The organism is Streptomyces sp. NPDC002935 (assembly GCF_040611295.1).
GTDB lineage: Bacteria > Actinomycetota > Actinomycetes > Streptomycetales > Streptomycetaceae > Streptomyces.
This window is the reverse complement of the sequence record NZ_JBEXNW010000037.1, coordinates 30314-46249: the sequence shown is the minus strand read 5'-3', so window position 1 is coordinate 46249 and position 15936 is coordinate 30314. Positions and strand designations below refer to the sequence as shown.

14 protein-coding genes and 1 pseudogene are annotated in these 15936 nt (G+C 70.1%); 9 read left to right on the top strand and 6 right to left on the bottom strand.

Features of this window, described 5'->3' with window-relative positions:
- Positions 1–44 precede the first annotated feature (44 nt).
- Positions 45–995 (bottom strand): hypothetical protein, encoded by a 951-nt coding sequence (locus ABZX90_RS35490; protein WP_355211923.1) that lies wholly within the window; start codon positions 993–995, stop codon positions 45–47.
- Positions 996–1198: 203 nt separating this feature from the next.
- On the opposite strand from ABZX90_RS35490, the gene gcl reads away from it, so the two are divergent.
- A complete protein-coding gene (gene gcl, locus ABZX90_RS35485; RefSeq protein ID WP_355211920.1) occupies positions 1199–2983 on the top strand; it encodes a glyoxylate carboligase in 1785 nt (594 codons plus the stop codon).
- A 151-nt stretch (positions 2984–3134) separates the two neighbouring features.
- A complete protein-coding gene (locus ABZX90_RS35480; RefSeq protein WP_351132677.1) occupies positions 3135–4043 on the top strand; it encodes an alpha/beta fold hydrolase in 909 nt (302 codons plus the stop codon).
- Positions 4044–4396: 353 nt separating this feature from the next.
- On the opposite strand, the gene ABZX90_RS35475 is transcribed toward ABZX90_RS35480, so the two are convergent.
- The 4 genes and pseudogenes from ABZX90_RS35475 to ABZX90_RS35460 form a co-directional block, all read right to left on the bottom strand.
- Complete coding sequence (locus ABZX90_RS35475) at positions 4397–4627, bottom strand: hypothetical protein (RefSeq protein WP_355211917.1); 231 nt, start codon at positions 4625–4627, stop codon at positions 4397–4399.
- Between the two features lie 502 nt (positions 4628–5129).
- A pseudogene (locus ABZX90_RS35470) lies at positions 5130–6588 on the bottom strand (catalase).
- 213 nt (positions 6589–6801) lie between these two features.
- Entirely contained in the window at positions 6802–7851 is a 1050-nt protein-coding gene (locus ABZX90_RS35465) for a 2-hydroxy-3-oxopropionate reductase (RefSeq protein WP_355211914.1), read from the bottom strand.
- Positions 7764–8603 carry a TIM barrel protein gene (locus ABZX90_RS35460; RefSeq protein ID WP_355211911.1) on the bottom strand — a complete coding sequence of 280 codons (840 nt, stop codon included), beginning with the start codon at positions 8601–8603 and terminating at the stop codon, positions 7764–7766. Before ABZX90_RS35460 ends, ABZX90_RS35465 begins: the two co-directional genes overlap by 88 nt.
- A gap of 215 nt (positions 8604–8818) precedes the next feature.
- Between ABZX90_RS35460 and ABZX90_RS35455 the strand changes: the two genes are divergently transcribed.
- The 7 genes from ABZX90_RS35455 to ABZX90_RS35425 all read left to right on the top strand — a co-directional run bounded on the left by ABZX90_RS35455 (position 8819) and on the right by ABZX90_RS35425 (position 14759).
- On the top strand, positions 8819–9079 hold the full coding sequence (locus ABZX90_RS35455) for a hypothetical protein (protein ID WP_351132667.1): 261 nt from the start codon (positions 8819–8821) through the stop codon (positions 9077–9079).
- The gene (locus tag ABZX90_RS35450; RefSeq protein ID WP_351132665.1) at positions 9076–9444 is read left to right on the top strand and encodes a helix-turn-helix domain-containing protein; all 369 of its coding nucleotides are present in this window, start codon (positions 9076–9078) and stop codon (positions 9442–9444) included. Before ABZX90_RS35455 ends, ABZX90_RS35450 begins: the two co-directional genes overlap by 4 nt.
- Before the next feature lie 173 nt (positions 9445–9617).
- Positions 9618–10133, top strand: a complete 516-nt coding sequence (uraD, locus tag ABZX90_RS35445) for a 2-oxo-4-hydroxy-4-carboxy-5-ureidoimidazoline decarboxylase (protein ID WP_351132663.1) — start codon at positions 9618–9620, stop codon at positions 10131–10133.
- A complete protein-coding gene (gene uraH / locus ABZX90_RS35440) occupies positions 10130–10549 on the top strand; it encodes a hydroxyisourate hydrolase (protein WP_351132661.1) in 420 nt (139 codons plus the stop codon). The genes uraD and uraH overlap by 4 nt, the downstream gene beginning before the upstream one ends.
- A gap of 5 nt (positions 10550–10554) precedes the next feature.
- Positions 10555–11502, top strand: coding sequence for a factor-independent urate hydroxylase (gene pucL / locus ABZX90_RS35435; RefSeq protein ID WP_351132659.1), 948 nt, complete (start codon positions 10555–10557; stop codon positions 11500–11502).
- Positions 11503–11685: 183 nt separating this feature from the next.
- Entirely contained in the window at positions 11686–13062 is a 1377-nt protein-coding gene (locus ABZX90_RS35430) for an 8-oxoguanine deaminase (RefSeq protein WP_351132657.1), read from the top strand.
- 362 nt (positions 13063–13424) lie between these two features.
- Complete coding sequence (locus ABZX90_RS35425; RefSeq protein ID WP_351132707.1) at positions 13425–14759, top strand: nucleobase:cation symporter-2 family protein; 1335 nt, start codon at positions 13425–13427, stop codon at positions 14757–14759.
- A gap of 136 nt (positions 14760–14895) precedes the next feature.
- On the opposite strand, the gene ABZX90_RS35420 is transcribed toward ABZX90_RS35425, so the two are convergent.
- On the bottom strand, positions 14896–15711 hold the full coding sequence (locus ABZX90_RS35420) for a chitosanase (RefSeq protein WP_355211904.1): 816 nt from the start codon (positions 15709–15711) through the stop codon (positions 14896–14898).
- Positions 15712–15936 lie beyond the last annotated feature (225 nt).

Below are 15936 nucleotides of genomic sequence, written 5' to 3'. Positions count from 1 at the left end.
TTATCGAGTGCTTTGTGAGTCGGCTGGTACGGCTGATGTGCCCGTCACGCGCCGGAGGCGGCGAGTTCGTCCGCGAGGCTGTTCACGGGTCGGGGTGTTCCCGTGAGGTCGAGGACGAAGAGGGGGACGCCGAGGGTGTCGGCGCGGGCACGGGCGTCGTCGGCGTAGCCCGCCAGGGAGAAGAACACGCAGTCCGAGGACTCCGTCATGGCCGTCAGCCACAGACACTCCACGTCGCGCAGCGAGGCCGGCCGCACGGTGGGGTCCACCTGGGCCAGGATGCCGCGCGCGGCGAGTCCGATCCCGGACGGGGGCCGCTGGTCCGCGCGCCGGATGTCTCGATAGCCCAGCCAGCGCAGATACAGCGCGGCCACGGTGACGGCATCGCGGGCGGTACGGATGGTGACCGGCTGAAACGCCGGCCGACGGCCGGCGGAGGCGTCCCCGTCACCCGGCCCGTCATCCCGCGCCGCGCCGGGACCGTCACCCGGCCCGGCATCCCGCGCCGCACCCACCCCGGCATCCCGGCCCTGCTCGCCGACCTGGCCGCCGTCCGGAATTCGGCCCGGGCTGGCGTTCTCGCCGCCCGTGTCGTCGCCCCGGGCGGGGTCGGCCGTGCTCGGCGCGGTCTCCGTGTGCCCCGGTCGGCGGACGGCTCGTTCTCCTCGTACCTCTGCTGCCCCTCGTACCTCTCGTACCGCGCGTACGGGAATCCGCAGGGTCGTTCCGCAGGGGCAGCCCAGTTCCGGGTGCGGCCACTGGATCTCACGGTCGCACGCGTCGCAGCGGACCGCGGCCCAGTCGTCGTCCCACGTCCGGTGGGTGACGGGGGTCGGCTCCGCGAGGCGGTCGAGCGGGGGCGTCACGGGCGCTCCGCACACACAGGGATAGGACGGAGCCGCGTAAAGGTGCTCGCGGCGGCAGGCCGGGCACCGCACCGGCACGCTCTCGGCCATGTCCCACTCCAGGAGGTCACGTCGGGTCAGCGCGTCCATCGTCCTCCTGCCGGGCGGCGTCCGGCAGCGAAACGACGCGACGCCCCCGGCCGGACCCGTCGCATGCCCCGCCCTTGACGCTCCTTGCTCCGCCACCTACATTGCTTCCAGATAGTAGAAGTTAGTTTCCGCAATACGGAATCAGAAACTCTCCGCGGGGCGCGACGGGAGCGCGAATCCGACAGCCGAAGCAGGAGTACTCCATGGCTCGTATGACCGCTGCCCGCGCGGCAGTCGAGATCCTCAAGCGCGAGGGCGTCAGCGACGCGTTCGGCGTCCCGGGTGCGGCGATCAACCCCTTCTACGCGGCGCTCAAGGCGTCCGGCGGGGTCAGCCACACCCTTGCCCGGCATGTCGAGGGCGCCTCGCACATGGCGGAGGGCTACACCCGTACCCACCCGGGCAACATCGGTGTCTGTATCGGTACCTCGGGTCCCGCCGGCACCGACATGATCACCGGCCTCTACTCCGCGACCGGCGACTCGATCCCGATCCTGTGCATCACCGGCCAGGCGCCGACCGCGGTGATCCACAAAGAGGACTTCCAGGCCGTCGACATCGCCTCGATCGCGGGGCCCGTGACGAAGATGGCCGTCACCGTGCTGGAGGCCGCGCAGGTTCCCGGTGTGTTCCAGCAGGCGTTCCACCTCATGCGCTCCGGGCGCCCCGGGCCGGTCCTCATCGACCTGCCCATCGATGTCCAGCTCACCGAGATCGAGTTCGACCCCGACACCTATGAGCCGCTCCAGGCCTACAAGCCGGCCGCGACCCGCGCCCAGATCGTGAAGGCGATCGGGCTGATGAACGCCTCGGAGCGTCCGCTGATCGTGGCCGGTGGCGGTGTCATCAACGCCGATGCCGCCGAACTCCTCGTCGAGTTCGCCGAGTTGACGGGCGCTCCGGTCGTCCCGACGCTCATGGGCTGGGGCGTCCTGCCCGACGACCACGAGCTCAACGCCGGAATGGTGGGCCTGCAGACCTCGCACCGCTACGGCAACGCGACCTTCCTGGAGTCCGACTTCGTTCTCGGCATCGGCAACCGCTGGGCCAACCGCCACACCGGCAAGCTGGACGTCTACACGGCCGGACGGAAGTTCGTGCACGTCGACATCGAGCCCACCCAGCTCGGCAGGATCTTCGCCCCCGACTACGGCATCGCCTCCGACGCCAAGGCCGCACTGGAGCTCTTCGTCGAGGTGGCGAGGGAGTTGAAGGCGGCGGGCAGGCTGCCCGACCGTTCCGCGTGGGCCGCCGCCGCGCAGGAGAAGCGGGCCACCCTCCAGCGCCGCACGCACTTCGACGACATCCCGATCAAGCCGCAGCGCGTCTACGAGGAGATGAACAAGGCCTTCGGCCCGGAGACCCGGTACGTCTCCACCATCGGCCTCTCGCAGATCGCCGGCGCTCAGATGCTGCACGTCTACCGGCCGCGCCACTGGATCAACTGCGGCCAGGCGGGCCCGCTCGGCTGGACGATCCCGGCCGCCCTCGGCGTCGCCAAGGCTGACCCGGACGCGCAGGTGGTCGCTCTCTCCGGCGACTACGACTTCCAGTTCATGATCGAGGAACTGGCCGTAGGCGCCCAGCACAGGATCCCGTACGTCCATGTCCTGGTGAACAACGCCTACTTGGGCCTGATCCGGCAGGCGCAGATCGGCCTGGACATCAACTTCCAGGTCAACCTGGAGTTCGAGAACATCAACTCGCCCGAGCTGGGCGTCTACGGCGTCGACCACATCAAGGTCGTCGAGGGCCTCGGCTGCAAGGCGATCCGGGTCACCGACCCGAGTGAACTCGGCGCCGCCTTCGAGCAGGCCAAGAAGCTCGCCGTCGAGTTCCGGGTCCCGGTCGTCGTCGAGGCGATCCTGGAGCGCGTCACCAACATCGCCATGAGCAGGACGAACGACATAGGAAACGTCGTGGAGTTCGAGGAGATCGCGACCGAGCCGGGCCACGCGCCCACTTCGATCAGGACGCTGAAGGTCTGACGCGGCAGGTCTGACGCGGGAAGGCGTTCGCACGCGAGGGCGGCGCCCGCCCCGGGGATCGGTTGCTCATTCGTCCGCGAGGGCGGCCCCCGGGGCGGGGTCGCCCTCGCGCGTTGTTCCCAGGCGCGGGCGGGTCCGGCATGCTCGCCCCATGCGGATGACCGTCCCCACCCCCCTCGGCGACATCGCCGTACGCTGCCTTCCCCCGTTTCCCGGCGTCCGGCCGGAGGCGATCCCCGTCCCGCCCGACGCCCCCGCGCTGCTGCTTCTGCACGCCAATCCTGGGGACGGCCGCGACTTCGACGCGATAGTGCCCGCCCTCGCCGACCGGTACCGCACGTTCGTCGTCGACTGGCCCGGGTACGGCGACTCCACCGCGCCCGAACCCCACCTGGTCACCCCTGATGGGCTGGTGGAGGTCGCGGAGCGGGTGATCGACGCGCTCGCCGAGGAGCAGGGCGTGCGGGAGGTCGCCGTGCTCGGCAACAGTGTCGGCGGCTACGTCGCCTGCCGCCTCGCCGAGGGCCCCCGTGCCGCGTCGGTCACCGCGCTCGTCCTGGTCGACCCGGCGGGCTTCACCCGGCACACCGCCCTCACCCGCTGGTTCTGCCGCGAGGTGATGGGCCGCCCCGCCCGCGCCCGCCGGCTGGTCGTCCCGCTGGCCCGCGCCTATCTGGGCCGGCTCGGCACGCCGAGCGCGCGGGAGACGTACGCCCGGGTCCGCCAACTGCCCCATGACGAACGGAGACTGGCGGTGCACTGCGCCGTCTGGCGCGGGCTCGCCGACCCGGACTTCGGTCTGGCGGACCCGGCCGCCCTGGATGTGCCGATCCTGCTCCTGTGGGGGAGCCGCGACCCGGTCGTCCCCGCCCTCCTCGACGGTCGCCGCGCCCAACGCATGCTCCCCGCAAGGACGTTGAGTGTTCTCCTGCCCACGGCTCACGAGCCGTACAACGAACGCCCGGGCCTCTTCCTACGGCATGTCCTGCCGTTCCTGAAGGATCCGCGGGCGGTCAGTACGAGCCGCCTCCGGAGCCCCAGCCGGCCCCGTCGTCGGTGAAGCCGATCCCTTCGCCCCCGCCGCCACGGCCGCGCGGGGCCCACCACGCAGCAGCGCGACGGTCTGAGGCCCGAGCCTGACCGCCGCGCTCCCACTCTTGGTGCTTTCCCCCGTGCCCCCGTGCTTCCCCCGTACCCCCGTTCGGGACCCGCCGCCCCCGTGCCGGCGGGCCCCATGTGCCGAGAATGTGCCTCTTCCGGCGCGAGGTGAAGCCCCTGAGGCAGTGTTCAGAGGTTGATTTGAGGGTTCCGTAGCCGCTCTACGCCCGCTTGTGTACGTCCTGAGTCCGTTTGGCGCCCGTTTCGGCTAGCGGCCCGCGGCCCGCGTGCGGCGCCGGCCGGTGTCCGCGGCGCTCATCCGCGCGTGTGCTCCGAGAGTCCCGGCCAGTCGTCGGGACCACCGCCCTGCCAATCGATGATGTCGCTCTCCTCGACCTCGATCACGTCGAGGTCGACGTCCGCCTGGCGCAGGATCTCGACCACGTCGTCGAGGTGATACGCGATGCCGAGCACCCGGTCGCCCTCGGTGACCCGCCGCGAACCGTCCAGCCCGGGCGTGTGCACCACGATCCTGGGGAATTCCATGCCGTCAGCCTCCATGCTCCCAGGCTGCTGCGCGCGGCCGGAATGCGCACCCGGAGCCCGGTCCGCCGCGCCGGGCGAACGAGGGAGCGCCGGGCGCATGGCGCAGCGCCGGGTACGGGACACTCCGTACCCGGCGCTTCGCCGCTGAGCTGCGGGATTGTGGCCGTCCGACGGCGCGAGGCTGGGCGCGACAGTACGTTCGCGCCGCCGGACGGAGTCCGCGGGCCCTCGCGGACCGGTGCGCGGCCCTCTTCGACCGGTTTCCGGCCCTCGTGGGCCTGTGTGGCTGGGACCGCGGCGGATGCGACGGACCCGTGACGCCGCTTCCCTCAGGTCGAGAAGCGGGTTCAGGGACCTTCACCACCGCACTGGCTCACATGCCGCCGCGGTCCTCGCCTCGCCCGCGGTCATCGCGCGGCAACCCCTCATCCGGGCCGCTCGATCCGCCGCGGGCTGCGCGTACCGCCCCGACCTCCCGTCAGAGGCGGTACGCGAGCCGGGTTCAGTCCTCGCGCAGGGCGCTGACCGCCTCCTCCACACGCCTGCCGTACTCGGGGTCGGCGGCGTGGAAGTGGGCGAGGTTCTTCTCGATGACGTCGTCGCGGGAGACCTGCGCGAGGCCCCCCGGCGATGTTCGCCACCAGTCGGGACCGCTCGTCGGCCGACATCAGCCGGTAGAGCTCGCCCGCCTGGAAGAAGTGGTCGTCCTTGGTGTGCGGCGGTGCCTCGTGCGTGCCCGTGTGGCCGTTCACGGCGAGCGGGGCGGACAGGGGACGACCGGTCTCGGCCGGACCGCCGTACGAGTTCGGCTCGTAGTTCTTCGCGGCGCGGCCCTGCGCGTTGGACGCCATGAGGCCGTCGCGGCCGTAGTTGTCCGCGGTCGTGGCCCTCGGCGCGTTCACCGCGAGCTGGGTGTGGTTGACGCCCAGGCGATAGCGGTGCGCGTCCGCGTAGGCGAACAGGCGGCCCTGGAGCATCTTGTCGGGGGAGGGGCCGATGCCCGGAACGAAGTTGTTCGGGGAGAACGCGGCCTGCTCGACCTCGGCGAAGACGTTGTCCGGGTTGCGGTCCAGAACCAGCCGGCCCACGCGCTGGAGCGGGTAGTCCGCGTGCGGCCACACCTTGGTGAGGTCGAAGGGGTTGAAGCGGTAACCCGCCGCCTCGGCCGCCGGCATGATCTGCGCATAGAGCGTCCAGGACGGGTTCACGCCCCGCTCGATGGCCTGGAGCAGGTCCGTCTGGTGGGAGTTCGGGTCCTTGCCCGCGAGCTCCCGCGCCTGCTCGGTGGAGAGGCTGCGGACGCCCTGGTTCGTCTTGAAGTGGTACTTGACGAAGAAGGCCTCGCCCTCGGCGTTCGTCCACTGGTAGGTGTGCGAGCCGTAGCCGTTCATGTGGCGGTACGACGCCGGGATACCGCGGTCGCCCATCAGCCAGGTCACCTGGTGCGTGGCCTCGGGGGCGTGTGCCCAGAAGTCCCAGACGTTGTCCGGCTCCTGCCTTCCCGTGAACGGGTCGCGCTTCTGGGAGTGGATGAAGTCGGGGAACTTGATGGGGTCCTTGATGAAGAAGACCGGCGTGTTGTTGCCGACGAGGTCGTAGTTGCCTTCCTCGGTGTAGAACTTCAGCGCGAAACCGCGGGGGTCACGGACCGCGTCCGCGCCGCCGAGGTTGTCGGCGACGGTCGAGAAGCGGAGGAAGACCTCGGTGCGCTTGCCCACCGTGTCCAGGAAGTCGGCGTGGGTGAAGCCGGTGACGTCGTCCGTGACCTCGAAGTAGCCGTACGCGCCGGAGCCGCGGGCGTGCACCACGCGCTCCGGGATGCGCTCGCGGTTGAAGCGGGCGAGTTTCTCCAGAAGGTGCTGGTCCTGGAGGAGGAGCGGGCCACCGGCGCCGGCGGTGGCGGAGTTGTGGTTGTCGGCGACAGGTGCGCCGGACTCGGTCGTGAGCACGCGCTTCGACATCGTGGACCTTCCGTACGAGAGGGCAGCGGGATCAGCGGAAATCTCCTTCCGCTATGTGGACTTCTCCGCTTGGTGGAGCCTAGGTTCGGGGCGAAGTTATCGTCAACAGTTTGTTGAAGATGAATCCGGGCCGCGGCGGCGCCTGGGCGCGACAGGACAGGTGTCAGCGCCACCGCGGCCCGGAAGTTCGAGGATCCCGGGCGGGGCCGTGATTCAGATCTGTGCGCCGGAGAGGCGCTCGACCGCGCGCAGCAGCGCGGAGTGGTCCAGGCCGCCGTCCCCCTGCGCGCGCAGGCCGGCGACGAGCTGGGCGACCACGGCGCCGACGGGGAGCACCGCGCCGACGGTGCGGGCGGCGTCCGTGACGATGCCCATGTCCTTGTGGTGCAGGTCGATGCGGAAGCCCGGCTTGAAGTCGCGGTTCAGGAAGTTGTCCTTCTTGCGTGCCAGCACGGTGGACCCCGCGAGACCGCCCCCGAGGACGTCGAGTGCGGCTTTGAGGTTCACGCCGGACTTCTCCAGGAAGACCACGGCCTCGGCGCACGCCTGGATGTTCACGGCGACGATCAGCTGGTTGGCGGCCTTCACGGTCTGGCCCGAGCCGTGCGGACCGCACAGCACGATGGTCCTGCCGAGCGCCTCGAAGATCGGCTCCGCCTCGTCGAAGTCGGCCTGCTCGCCACCGACCATGATCGACAGGACGGCCTCGATCGCACCGGCCTCGCCGCCGGACACGGGAGCGTCCAGTACGCGGACGCCCTTCTCGGCACCGGCCTTCGCGAGGTCCACCGAGGTCTGCGGGGTGATCGAGGACATGTCGATCAGCAGCGCGCCGGACCGCACGTTCTCGAGGATGCCGTCGGGCCCGTACGCGATGGCCTCGACCTGGGGGGAGGCGGGCACCATCGTGATCACCACGTCGGCGTCCCGCACGGCCTCGGCGATCGAGCCGGCGGCGGTGCCGCCCGCGGCGGACAGGCGCTCCAGCTTGTCCTGCTCCAGCGTGTAACCGGTGACGTCGTACCCGGCCTTGAGCAGGTTCTCCGACATGGGCGAGCCCATGATGCCGAGACCGATCCAGGCGACCGTCGGGCGGGTGGGGCGGGGGGAATCCGTGAGGTTGTGGCTCATGAGGGTGCCTCTCTGCAATCTCTGCCGTGTCTTCGGGGTGCCGCTCAGCGGGCGGCTCGGGCGTCGGCGGGCAGCCAGTCGAAGGCCTCCGCGCTCGGCCGGTCGCCCGGCTTGTACTCCAGGCCGACCCATCCCTCGTAACCGGCCTTGGCCAGTTGGTCGAGGAGCTCCTCCAGCGGGAGGGTGCCGGTGCCCGGGGCGCCGCGGCCGGGGTTGTCCGCGATCTGCACATGGCCGGTCCGCTCGGCGTAGGCGGCGATCACCCGCGGCAGGTCCTCGCCGTTCATGGAGAGGTGGTACAGGTCCATGAGGAACTTGGCGTTGCCGAGGCCGGTCGCCTGGTTGACCTTGTCGACGATGCCGACGCCTGCCGGGGCGGTCACCAGCGGGTAGAGCGGTGACTCGGACCGGTTGAGGGTCTCGACGAGGAGGATCGCGCCGATCCGGTCGGCGGCCCTGGCCGCGAGGACCAGGTTCTCCAGCGCGAGGGCGTCCTGCTCGGCCGGGTCCACGCCCTCGACGCGGTTGCCGTACAGGGCGTTGAGCGCCGTGCAGCCCAGCGACCGGGCGAACTCGGCGGTCACGTCGATATTGGCGCGGAACCTCTCCGACTCCTCGCCGGGGATCGACAGGGCGCCCCGGTCGGGACCGGGCAGCTGTCCGGCATAGAAGTTCAGCCCCGTCAGCCGGACGCCCGCGTCCTCGATCGCCTTCTTCAGGGCGTCGAGCTCGGCCTGCTCGGGGGTGTGGGAGTCGACCCAGGGCCACCACAGCTCGACCGCGCTGAAGCCCGCCGCGGCGGCGGCCGCCGGGCGCTCCAGGAGCGGGAGTTCCGTGAAGAGGATCGACAGGTTGACGTTGAAGCGCTGGTCCGCGAATCCCATGGGGTCGGCGCTCCCTTCCGTACTGGCGGCCGTGCTGTCGGCCGGGCCGGCGATTCCTGGTAATTCCGTATTGCGGAAGTTCGTTTCTGCTTAATGGAAGATTGCCGTCGCGTGTCGGAGCTTGTCAAGAGGGCGCCGACGGAAAGCGGCCCATGGGCCCCGGTCGGGCCGGAGGGGGCTGCCGGGATGTCCGCGGCGCGCAGTAGGTTGAGCCCGTGCGATTGAGAGTGGAGTTCACGACTGAGCCCTTCGACCTCGACGAGGCGCCCCGGCACGCGCTGGTCGCCCGTGAGGTCATCGAGTCGGCCGAACTGGACGCCGTGGACGTCGGCCCGTTCGGCAACACCGCGGAAGGCGGCGCGGACACCGTGCTCACCGCGGTCGACGCGCTGCTGCGCAAGGCGCTGGAGGCGGGCGCCACCCGGGTCTCGCTCCAGGTGAACGTCGTGGGCGCCGCCGGGGAGGGCGATAAGTGACCGGATTCGGGGACGACCCCTTCGTTACCGCGGTCAAGCCGCTGGTCGACGCCATGGGGGGCGAGATGCTGCCGCCCGAGCAGGCGGGCGTCGACGATGTCGTGCTGTCCTGGGAGGGTGCGGACGTCGTCGCCGTGCGCCTGCCCCAGCTCGCCGACTCGCTCGACCGCATCCTCGCCGCCCTGGAGCGCAAGCGGGGCAAGCCGCTCGCGGATCTCGACCGCAAGGCCAAGCAGGAGATCGTGCGCATACTGGAAGCGCGCGGGGCCTTCTCCGTGCGTCACGGTGTGGAGACCGTGGCGAGCGCCCTCGGCGTGAGCCGGTTCACCGTCTACAACTACCTGAATCGCGAAAAGGACGCCTGACCGGCGAAAACGCGCCTCAGGACGGAGGGGTCGCCCCGCCGTCACCCGCCGCCGTCCGGATCGATCGGGCGGCGGTTTTTGTAACTCGAAGTTTTCAACAAAGTGTTGACGTGGTGTTTCCGAGGGCGTTAGCTGTCCGCAGCCCGTCCAGCACAGAGCCACGGAGGCTTCCCGTGACGTCGAGTACGACATCTGGCGGCCTCGCCCGCTTCAACGCCCAGGAGGAGCGCGCGGCCCTTGCCGCCCTCCATGAGGTGTGCGCCTCCCGGGCGTGGGCGGAGCGACTGCTCGCCGCCCGCCCCTGCGCCACCGCCGACGACCTGTACGCCGCGAGCGACGCCGCCATGGCCGAGCTGAGCACCGCGGATCTGGCCGAGGCGATGGCCGGGCACCCGCCCATCGGGCGGCCGAAGCCCGGCGACCCGACCTCCTCCCGGGAGCAGCGCGGCATGGCCGGCGCCTCCGAGGAACTCAAGGAGGAGATGCTCGAACTGAACCTGGCCTACCAGGAGAAGTTCGGCCACGTCTTCCTCATCTGTGCGACCGGCCTGACCGGCGAGCAGATGCGCGACGCGGTCAAGGAGCGGATCGGCAACCCGGCCGAGCGGGAGCGCGAGATCGTCCGCGTCGAGCTGGGGAAGATCAACCGCATCCGGCTCGGCAATCTCGTACAGGAAGAAGAGGCATGAGCACCGACACCACGGCCTCCGTGTCCACCCACATCCTGGACACCAGCGTGGGCCGCCCCGCCGAGGGCGTCGCCGTCCAGCTCGCCGCCCGCGCCGGGCGCTCCGCCCATTTCGGGCAAGGGGGAGACTGGCACGCGCTCGGCGGTTCCGTGACCGACGTGGACGGGCGGTGCAAGGACCTTCCGGCGCTGCCGGAGGGCACGACCCATGTACGGCTCGACTTCGCGGTCGAGCGGTACTTCGAGTCGGATTCAGTGACACAGCAAGCCGATGCGCAGCAGGACGCCCCCGCGAATCGGGACAGCGAGACGTTCTTCCCCGAGGTGTCGATCACCTTCGCCGTCAGGCCGGGCGAGCACTACCACGTACCGCTGCTGCTCAACCCGTTCGGCTACTCCGTTTACCGAGGGAGCTAGCAGACATGACTGACCCTTCCCACCGCGGCCGCCCTGTGCTCCTGGGACAGAACCAGTACGGCAAGGCCGAGAACCGCGTCGTCAAGATCACCCGCGACGGCGACACCCACCACATCAAGGACCTGAACGTGTCCGTCGCGCTGAGCGGCGACATGCAGGAGGTCCACCTCTCGGGCTCCAACGCGAACGTCCTGCCCACGGACACCACCAAGAACACGGTGTACGCCTTCGCCAAGGAACACGGCATCGAGTCCGCCGAGCAGTTCGGCATCCATCTGGCCCGGCACTTCGTGACCAGCCAGGAGCCGATCAGGCGGGCGCGCATCCGAATCGAGGAGTACGCCTGGGAGCGCATCGAGACCTCGGACGCGGGCTCCCGGTTCATCGGCGCGGACGAGGTCAAGCACTCCTTCGTCCGCAAGGGCCAGGAGACCCGCGTCACCCAGATCACCTACGACGGTGAGAGCTGGGAGGTCATCTCCGGCCTGAAGGACCTCGTCGTGATGAACTCGACGAACTCCGAGTTCTGGGGCTACGTCAAGGACAAGTACACGACACTCCAGGAGGCGTACGACCGCATCCTGGCCACCCAGGTCTCCAGCCGGTGGCGCTTCAACTGGACCGGCGACGAGCAGAAGATGCCCAACTGGGAGAAGTCCTACGACCAGGTCAGGAAGCACATGCTCCAGGCCTTCGCGGAGACCTACTCCCTCTCGCTCCAGCAGACCCTGTACCAAATGGGCGCGCGGATCATCAACCACCGCAGCGAGATCGACGAGGTCCGCTTCTCGCTCCCGAACAAGCATCACTTCCTTGTCGATCTGAAGCCGTTCGGCCTGGAGAACGACAACGAGGTGTACTTCGCGGCCGACCGTCCGTACGGGCTGATCGAGGGCACCGTCCTGCGCGACGGCTGCGAGCCCCGCATCCCGGTGGACCTCACCAACCTGTAGGACCGCACCCGGCGGTCCGTCCGGACCGCCACCGCGGTACTGCCGCTGTACCCCCGACGCGCGCGCCGGCGTCACGTCCCAGGGGAGAGCGGGGGCATCTGCGCAACCACAGCACACCGGACCCGGTCGTCACCCCGCTCGGCCCCCGGGTCCGTCCGCCAATGGGAAGAACGAGGAACCGCCGTGGCAGTCCAGCGCATCGTCATCGAGAACTGCGCCATCGCGACCGTGGACGCGGGCGACACCGAGTACGCCTCGGGCCACATCGTCGTCGCCGACAACAGGATCGAGTCGGTGGGCCCCGGAAAGGCCCCCGAGGACCTGGAGAACGTCGTCCGCCGGATCGACGGAACAGGACATCTGGCCACGCCCGGTCTGGTGAACACCCACCACCACTTCTACCAGTGGATCACCCGCGGCCTCGCCACGGACCACAACCTCTTCAACTGGCTCGTCGCGCTCTACCCGACCTGGGCGCGCATCGACGAGCAGATGGCCTACGCGGCGGCTCAGGGCTCGCTCGCCATGATGGCCCGCGGTGGCGTCACCACCGCCATGGACCACCACTACGTCTTCCCGAAGGGCTCCGGGGACCTGTCCGGCGCCATCATCCGGGCCGCCCGCGAGACGGGCGTCCGCTTCACCCTCGCCCGCGGCTCCATGGACCGCAGCGAGAAGGACGGCGGACTGCCGCCGGACTTCGCCGTCGAGACCCTCGAAGGGGCGCTGGCCGCCACCGAGGCGACCGTCGACGAGCACCACGACGCCTCCTTCGACGCCATGACCCAGGTCGCCGTCGCGCCCTGCTCCCCGTTCTCCGTGTCCACCGAGCTCATGAAGCAGGGCGCCGAGTTGGCCCGCCGCAAGGGCGTACGGCTGCACACGCACGGCTCGGAGACCGTGGAGGAGGAGCAGTTCTGCAAGGAACTGTTCGGCATGGGCCCGACCGAGTACTTCGAGTCGACCGGATGGCTCGGCGAGGACGTGTGGATGGCGCACTGCGTCCACATGAACGACTCCGACATCGCCGCTTTCGCCCGCACGAAGACGGGTGTGGCGCACTGCCCGTCCTCCAACGCCCGGCTGGCCGCGGGCATCGCCCGGGTCCCCGACATGCTGGCGGCCGGCGTCCCGGTCGGCCTCGGCGTCGACGGCACCGCGTCGAACGAGTCCGGCGAACTCCACACAGAGCTGCGCAACGCGCTCCTCATCAACCGGCTCGGCGCCCACCGCGAGGCCGCCCTGAACGCCCGACAGGCGCTGCGCCTCGGCACCTACGGGGGTGCCCAGGTCCTCGGCCGCGCGAGCCAGATCGGCTCCCTGGAGGCGGGCAAGCTCGCCGACCTCGTGCTGTGGAAGCTGGACACCCTGGCACACGCCTCGATCGCCGACCCGGTGACGGCGCTCGTCTTCGGCGCCGCCGCGCCGGTCACCCTCTCGCTCGTCAACGGAAAGCCGGTCGTCGAGGACAGCCGGCTCCTCAACGTCGACGAGGACGCCATCGCCCGCTCCACGCGGGACGAGGCACAGCGCCTGGCGCGGATCGCCGCGCAGGCCTGATCACCCCAGAACTCCGGCCGAGGGGGACGGCCCTCGGCCGGTAGCCATGGACCCGAGCGGGGTCCATGGCGGCCGTAGCCGGGGCGTGCATGGACGTGCGCGCCCCGGAACGGTCTCCGCCGCCGGACATCATGTCCGCGCGACGGGCATCGTCCCGGTCCCGCACGACCGCGCATCACCTCCCTGACACCCACGTCGACGACGACGTGTACCCGACCGGAGGAGCCGCCGTGGCCGCCCAGCCCGAGCCCAGCACCGATGCACGACCCACTGGAGCAACTGGAACAACCGGATCAGCCGAAGGGACCGGATCGACCGGCCGGTCGAAGCACCCGGTCGACGAGAAACTGCCCGCCCTGAAGATGGCGACCAGCGGCCTGCAGCACGTGGCCGCCATGTACGCCGGAGTCGTCGCCCCACCCCTGATCGTGGGCGCGGCGGTCGGTCTCTCCGCCACCGAACTCACCTTCCTCACCGGCGCCTGCCTGTTCACCGCGGGGCTCGCCACCTTCCTGCAGACCATCGGCTTCTGGAAGATCGGAGCCCGGCTGCCCTTCGTCAACGGCGTCACCTTCGCAGGCGTCGCACCCATGACGGCGGTCGCCGCCTCCGCCAAGGACAAGAGCGACGCCCTGCCGATCATCTTCGGCGCGGTCATCGTCGCCGGCGTCCTCGGATTCATCGCGGCCCCCTTCTTCAGCAAGGCCGTCCGCTTCTTCCCGCCCGTCGTCACCGGCAGCGTGATCACGCTCATCGGAGTCTCGCTGCTGCCGGTCGCCTTCGGCTGGGCACAGGGCCCGAACCCCGCGGCGGACGACTACGGTTCGCGGACCTATCTGGGCCTCGCGGCGGCGACGCTCGTCATCGTCCTGCTGCTGCGCCGCTTCACCCGCGGCTTCGTCAAGCAGATCGCGGTCCTGCTCGGCCTGGTCATCGGCACGCTCGTCGCGATCCCCCTGGGCGTGACGGATTTCGGGCCGGTGGCCGACGCGAGCGTGGTCGGCTTCCCGACACCGTTCCACTTCGGCGCCCCGCAGTTCCAGCTCGCCGCGATCCTCTCGCTCTGCGTGGTGATGGTCGTCTCGATGACCGAATCGACCGCGGACATGCTGGCGTTGGGCGAGATCGTCGAGCGCCCCGCCGATGAGAAGACCATCGCGGCCGGACTGCGGGCCGACACCCTCGGCTCGGCGCTGAGCCCGCTCTTCAACGGCTTCATGTGCAGCGCCTTCGCCCAGAACATCGGCCTCGTCGCGATGACGAGGATCCGCAGCCGGTACGTCGTCGCCACCGGCGGCGGCTTCCTGGTGCTGATGGGGCTGTGTCCGATGGCGGCGTCGCTGATCGCCGTCGTCCCGCGCCCGGTGCTCGGCGGGGCGGGTGTCGTCCTCTTCGGCTCGGTCGCGGCCAGCGGTATCCAGACCCTGGTCAGGGCGGGCCTGGAGAAGGACAACAACGTGCTGATCGTGGCCGTCTCCCTCGCGGTCGGCATCATCCCGATCACCGCGCCCGCGTTCTACCACGCGTTCCCGGAGACCGTACGGATCGTCCTCGACTCCGGTATCTCGACGGGCTGCCTCGCGGCCGTCGTCCTCAACCTCGTCTTCAACCACCTCGGCAGAGGGCGCGAGAACGCGGGCGAGGTGACCCACCCCATGGAGGCGGGCGAGGACCTCAAGGCGGTACCCGCCCACTGAGAAGAGCGAACGATCCCGAGGGCGAACGATCCCGAGGGCGAACGATCCGAGGGGCGGACGGACTTACGGAGGATGAACGGGCGCGCGGAGGGCGCGGCACGAGGAACGTGCCGCGCCCTCCGCCCTGTCGGGCCCGTCAGCCGATGTGGTAGCTGTCGCCGTAGACCTTCCAGTCCAGCGGTGTGTTGAGGTTCAGGTTCCGGTTGCGGACGAAGACCCGCTGTGCGGTGTCGACGCGGCTGGTGTCGGAGTGGGCCTCCTCCTGTTTCATGGCCCACACGCGTGCGTCGAGGAAGGCGTTGAGATACGTCACCTCGTCGCCGCCCTGGGCCGGCGGCCTGGCCCTGGTCAGGGCGCGCCGACGGATGTTGCCGAAGCTGGTGCTGTCGCCGCCGTCGCCGTGCATCACGATGGCGTCGTAGTACGTGAACTGGCCGAGGGCACCGATGCCGTCGGCCTTGCCCTGCCGTACGGCGGGGTTGAAGTAGACGCGGTCGCGCTCGTCGTTCTGGGCCTGCTGGAACGCCGAGTCCTGGGCGGCCCGGCGCCAGTCGGCGGGGAAGCCGGGGTCCAGGCCCTCGTGGGAGTCGCTGCCGTCGACCTCGCGCAGCGCGGGCAGGTACTTGGCCAGGACGTTGCCGGGCTTGCGCTGTGTGTACAGCTCGACGAGGTCGAGCATGTCGTGGGTGCCGGAGCAGAAGCCGATGATGCCGGCGGTGTAGCCGCGCCCGTCACCGATGTCCTCGATGTACTTGTACTGCGCCTTCCAGTCCAGCGAGGAGTTCTCCGCGCTGGAGACCAGCTTCATGGCGATCTCCTTCTTCGCCGGGTCGTCCAGGCCGACCGGAGCGGCGGTCGCCGTCTGGGTGGCGATGAGGGGGCCTGCCACCAATGAGGCTCCGATCAGGGTGAGCAGGGTGCGCCGCGACGTGCCTATGTGGGGGGTGTGCACGGTACCTCCGATGGGGGAGTGGTGTTGAGCGCGTACTGTTAGGAAAGTTTCCTACCAGAGATTGAAGACGGCGTATACCCGTCAGGAGAAGGCGAGTTGACGCTCCGGGGCCGAATGTCGACCCGCGCTGGGCTACGGTCGGAGCGCACGAACGGCACGGACGGCACACAGGTCCCGCGAAACCCATGTGCGCAAACCACGTGAGGACGCGGTCACAACGGGGAG

Bases quoted from the DNA above. Each gene is read 5' to 3' on its own strand.
- gcl (WP_355211920.1), top strand. From the start codon at position 1,199: ATGGCTCGTATGACCGCTGCCCGCGCGGCAGTCGAGATCCTCAAGCGC.
- ABZX90_RS35465 (WP_355211914.1), bottom strand. From the start codon at position 7,851: ATGGGTCGGCCTGGAGTACAAGCCGGGCGACCGGCCGAGCGCGGAGGC.
- pucL (WP_351132659.1), top strand. From the start codon at position 10,555: ATGACTGACCCTTCCCACCGCGGCCGCCCTGTGCTCCTGGGACAGAAC.
- ABZX90_RS35425 (WP_351132707.1), top strand. From the start codon at position 13,425: ATGGCGACCAGCGGCCTGCAGCACGTGGCCGCCATGTACGCCGGAGTC.
- ABZX90_RS35475 (WP_355211917.1), bottom strand. From the start codon at position 4,627: ATGGAATTCCCCAGGATCGTGGTGCACACGCCCGGGCTGGACGGTTCG.
- ABZX90_RS35460 (WP_355211911.1), bottom strand. From the start codon at position 8,603: ATGGGATTCGCGGACCAGCGCTTCAACGTCAACCTGTCGATCCTCTTC.
- ABZX90_RS35480 (WP_351132677.1), top strand. From the start codon at position 3,135: ATGCGGATGACCGTCCCCACCCCCCTCGGCGACATCGCCGTACGCTGC.
- uraH (WP_351132661.1), top strand. From the start codon at position 10,130: ATGAGCACCGACACCACGGCCTCCGTGTCCACCCACATCCTGGACACC.
- ABZX90_RS35490 (WP_355211923.1), bottom strand. From the start codon at position 995: ATGGACGCGCTGACCCGACGTGACCTCCTGGAGTGGGACATGGCCGAG.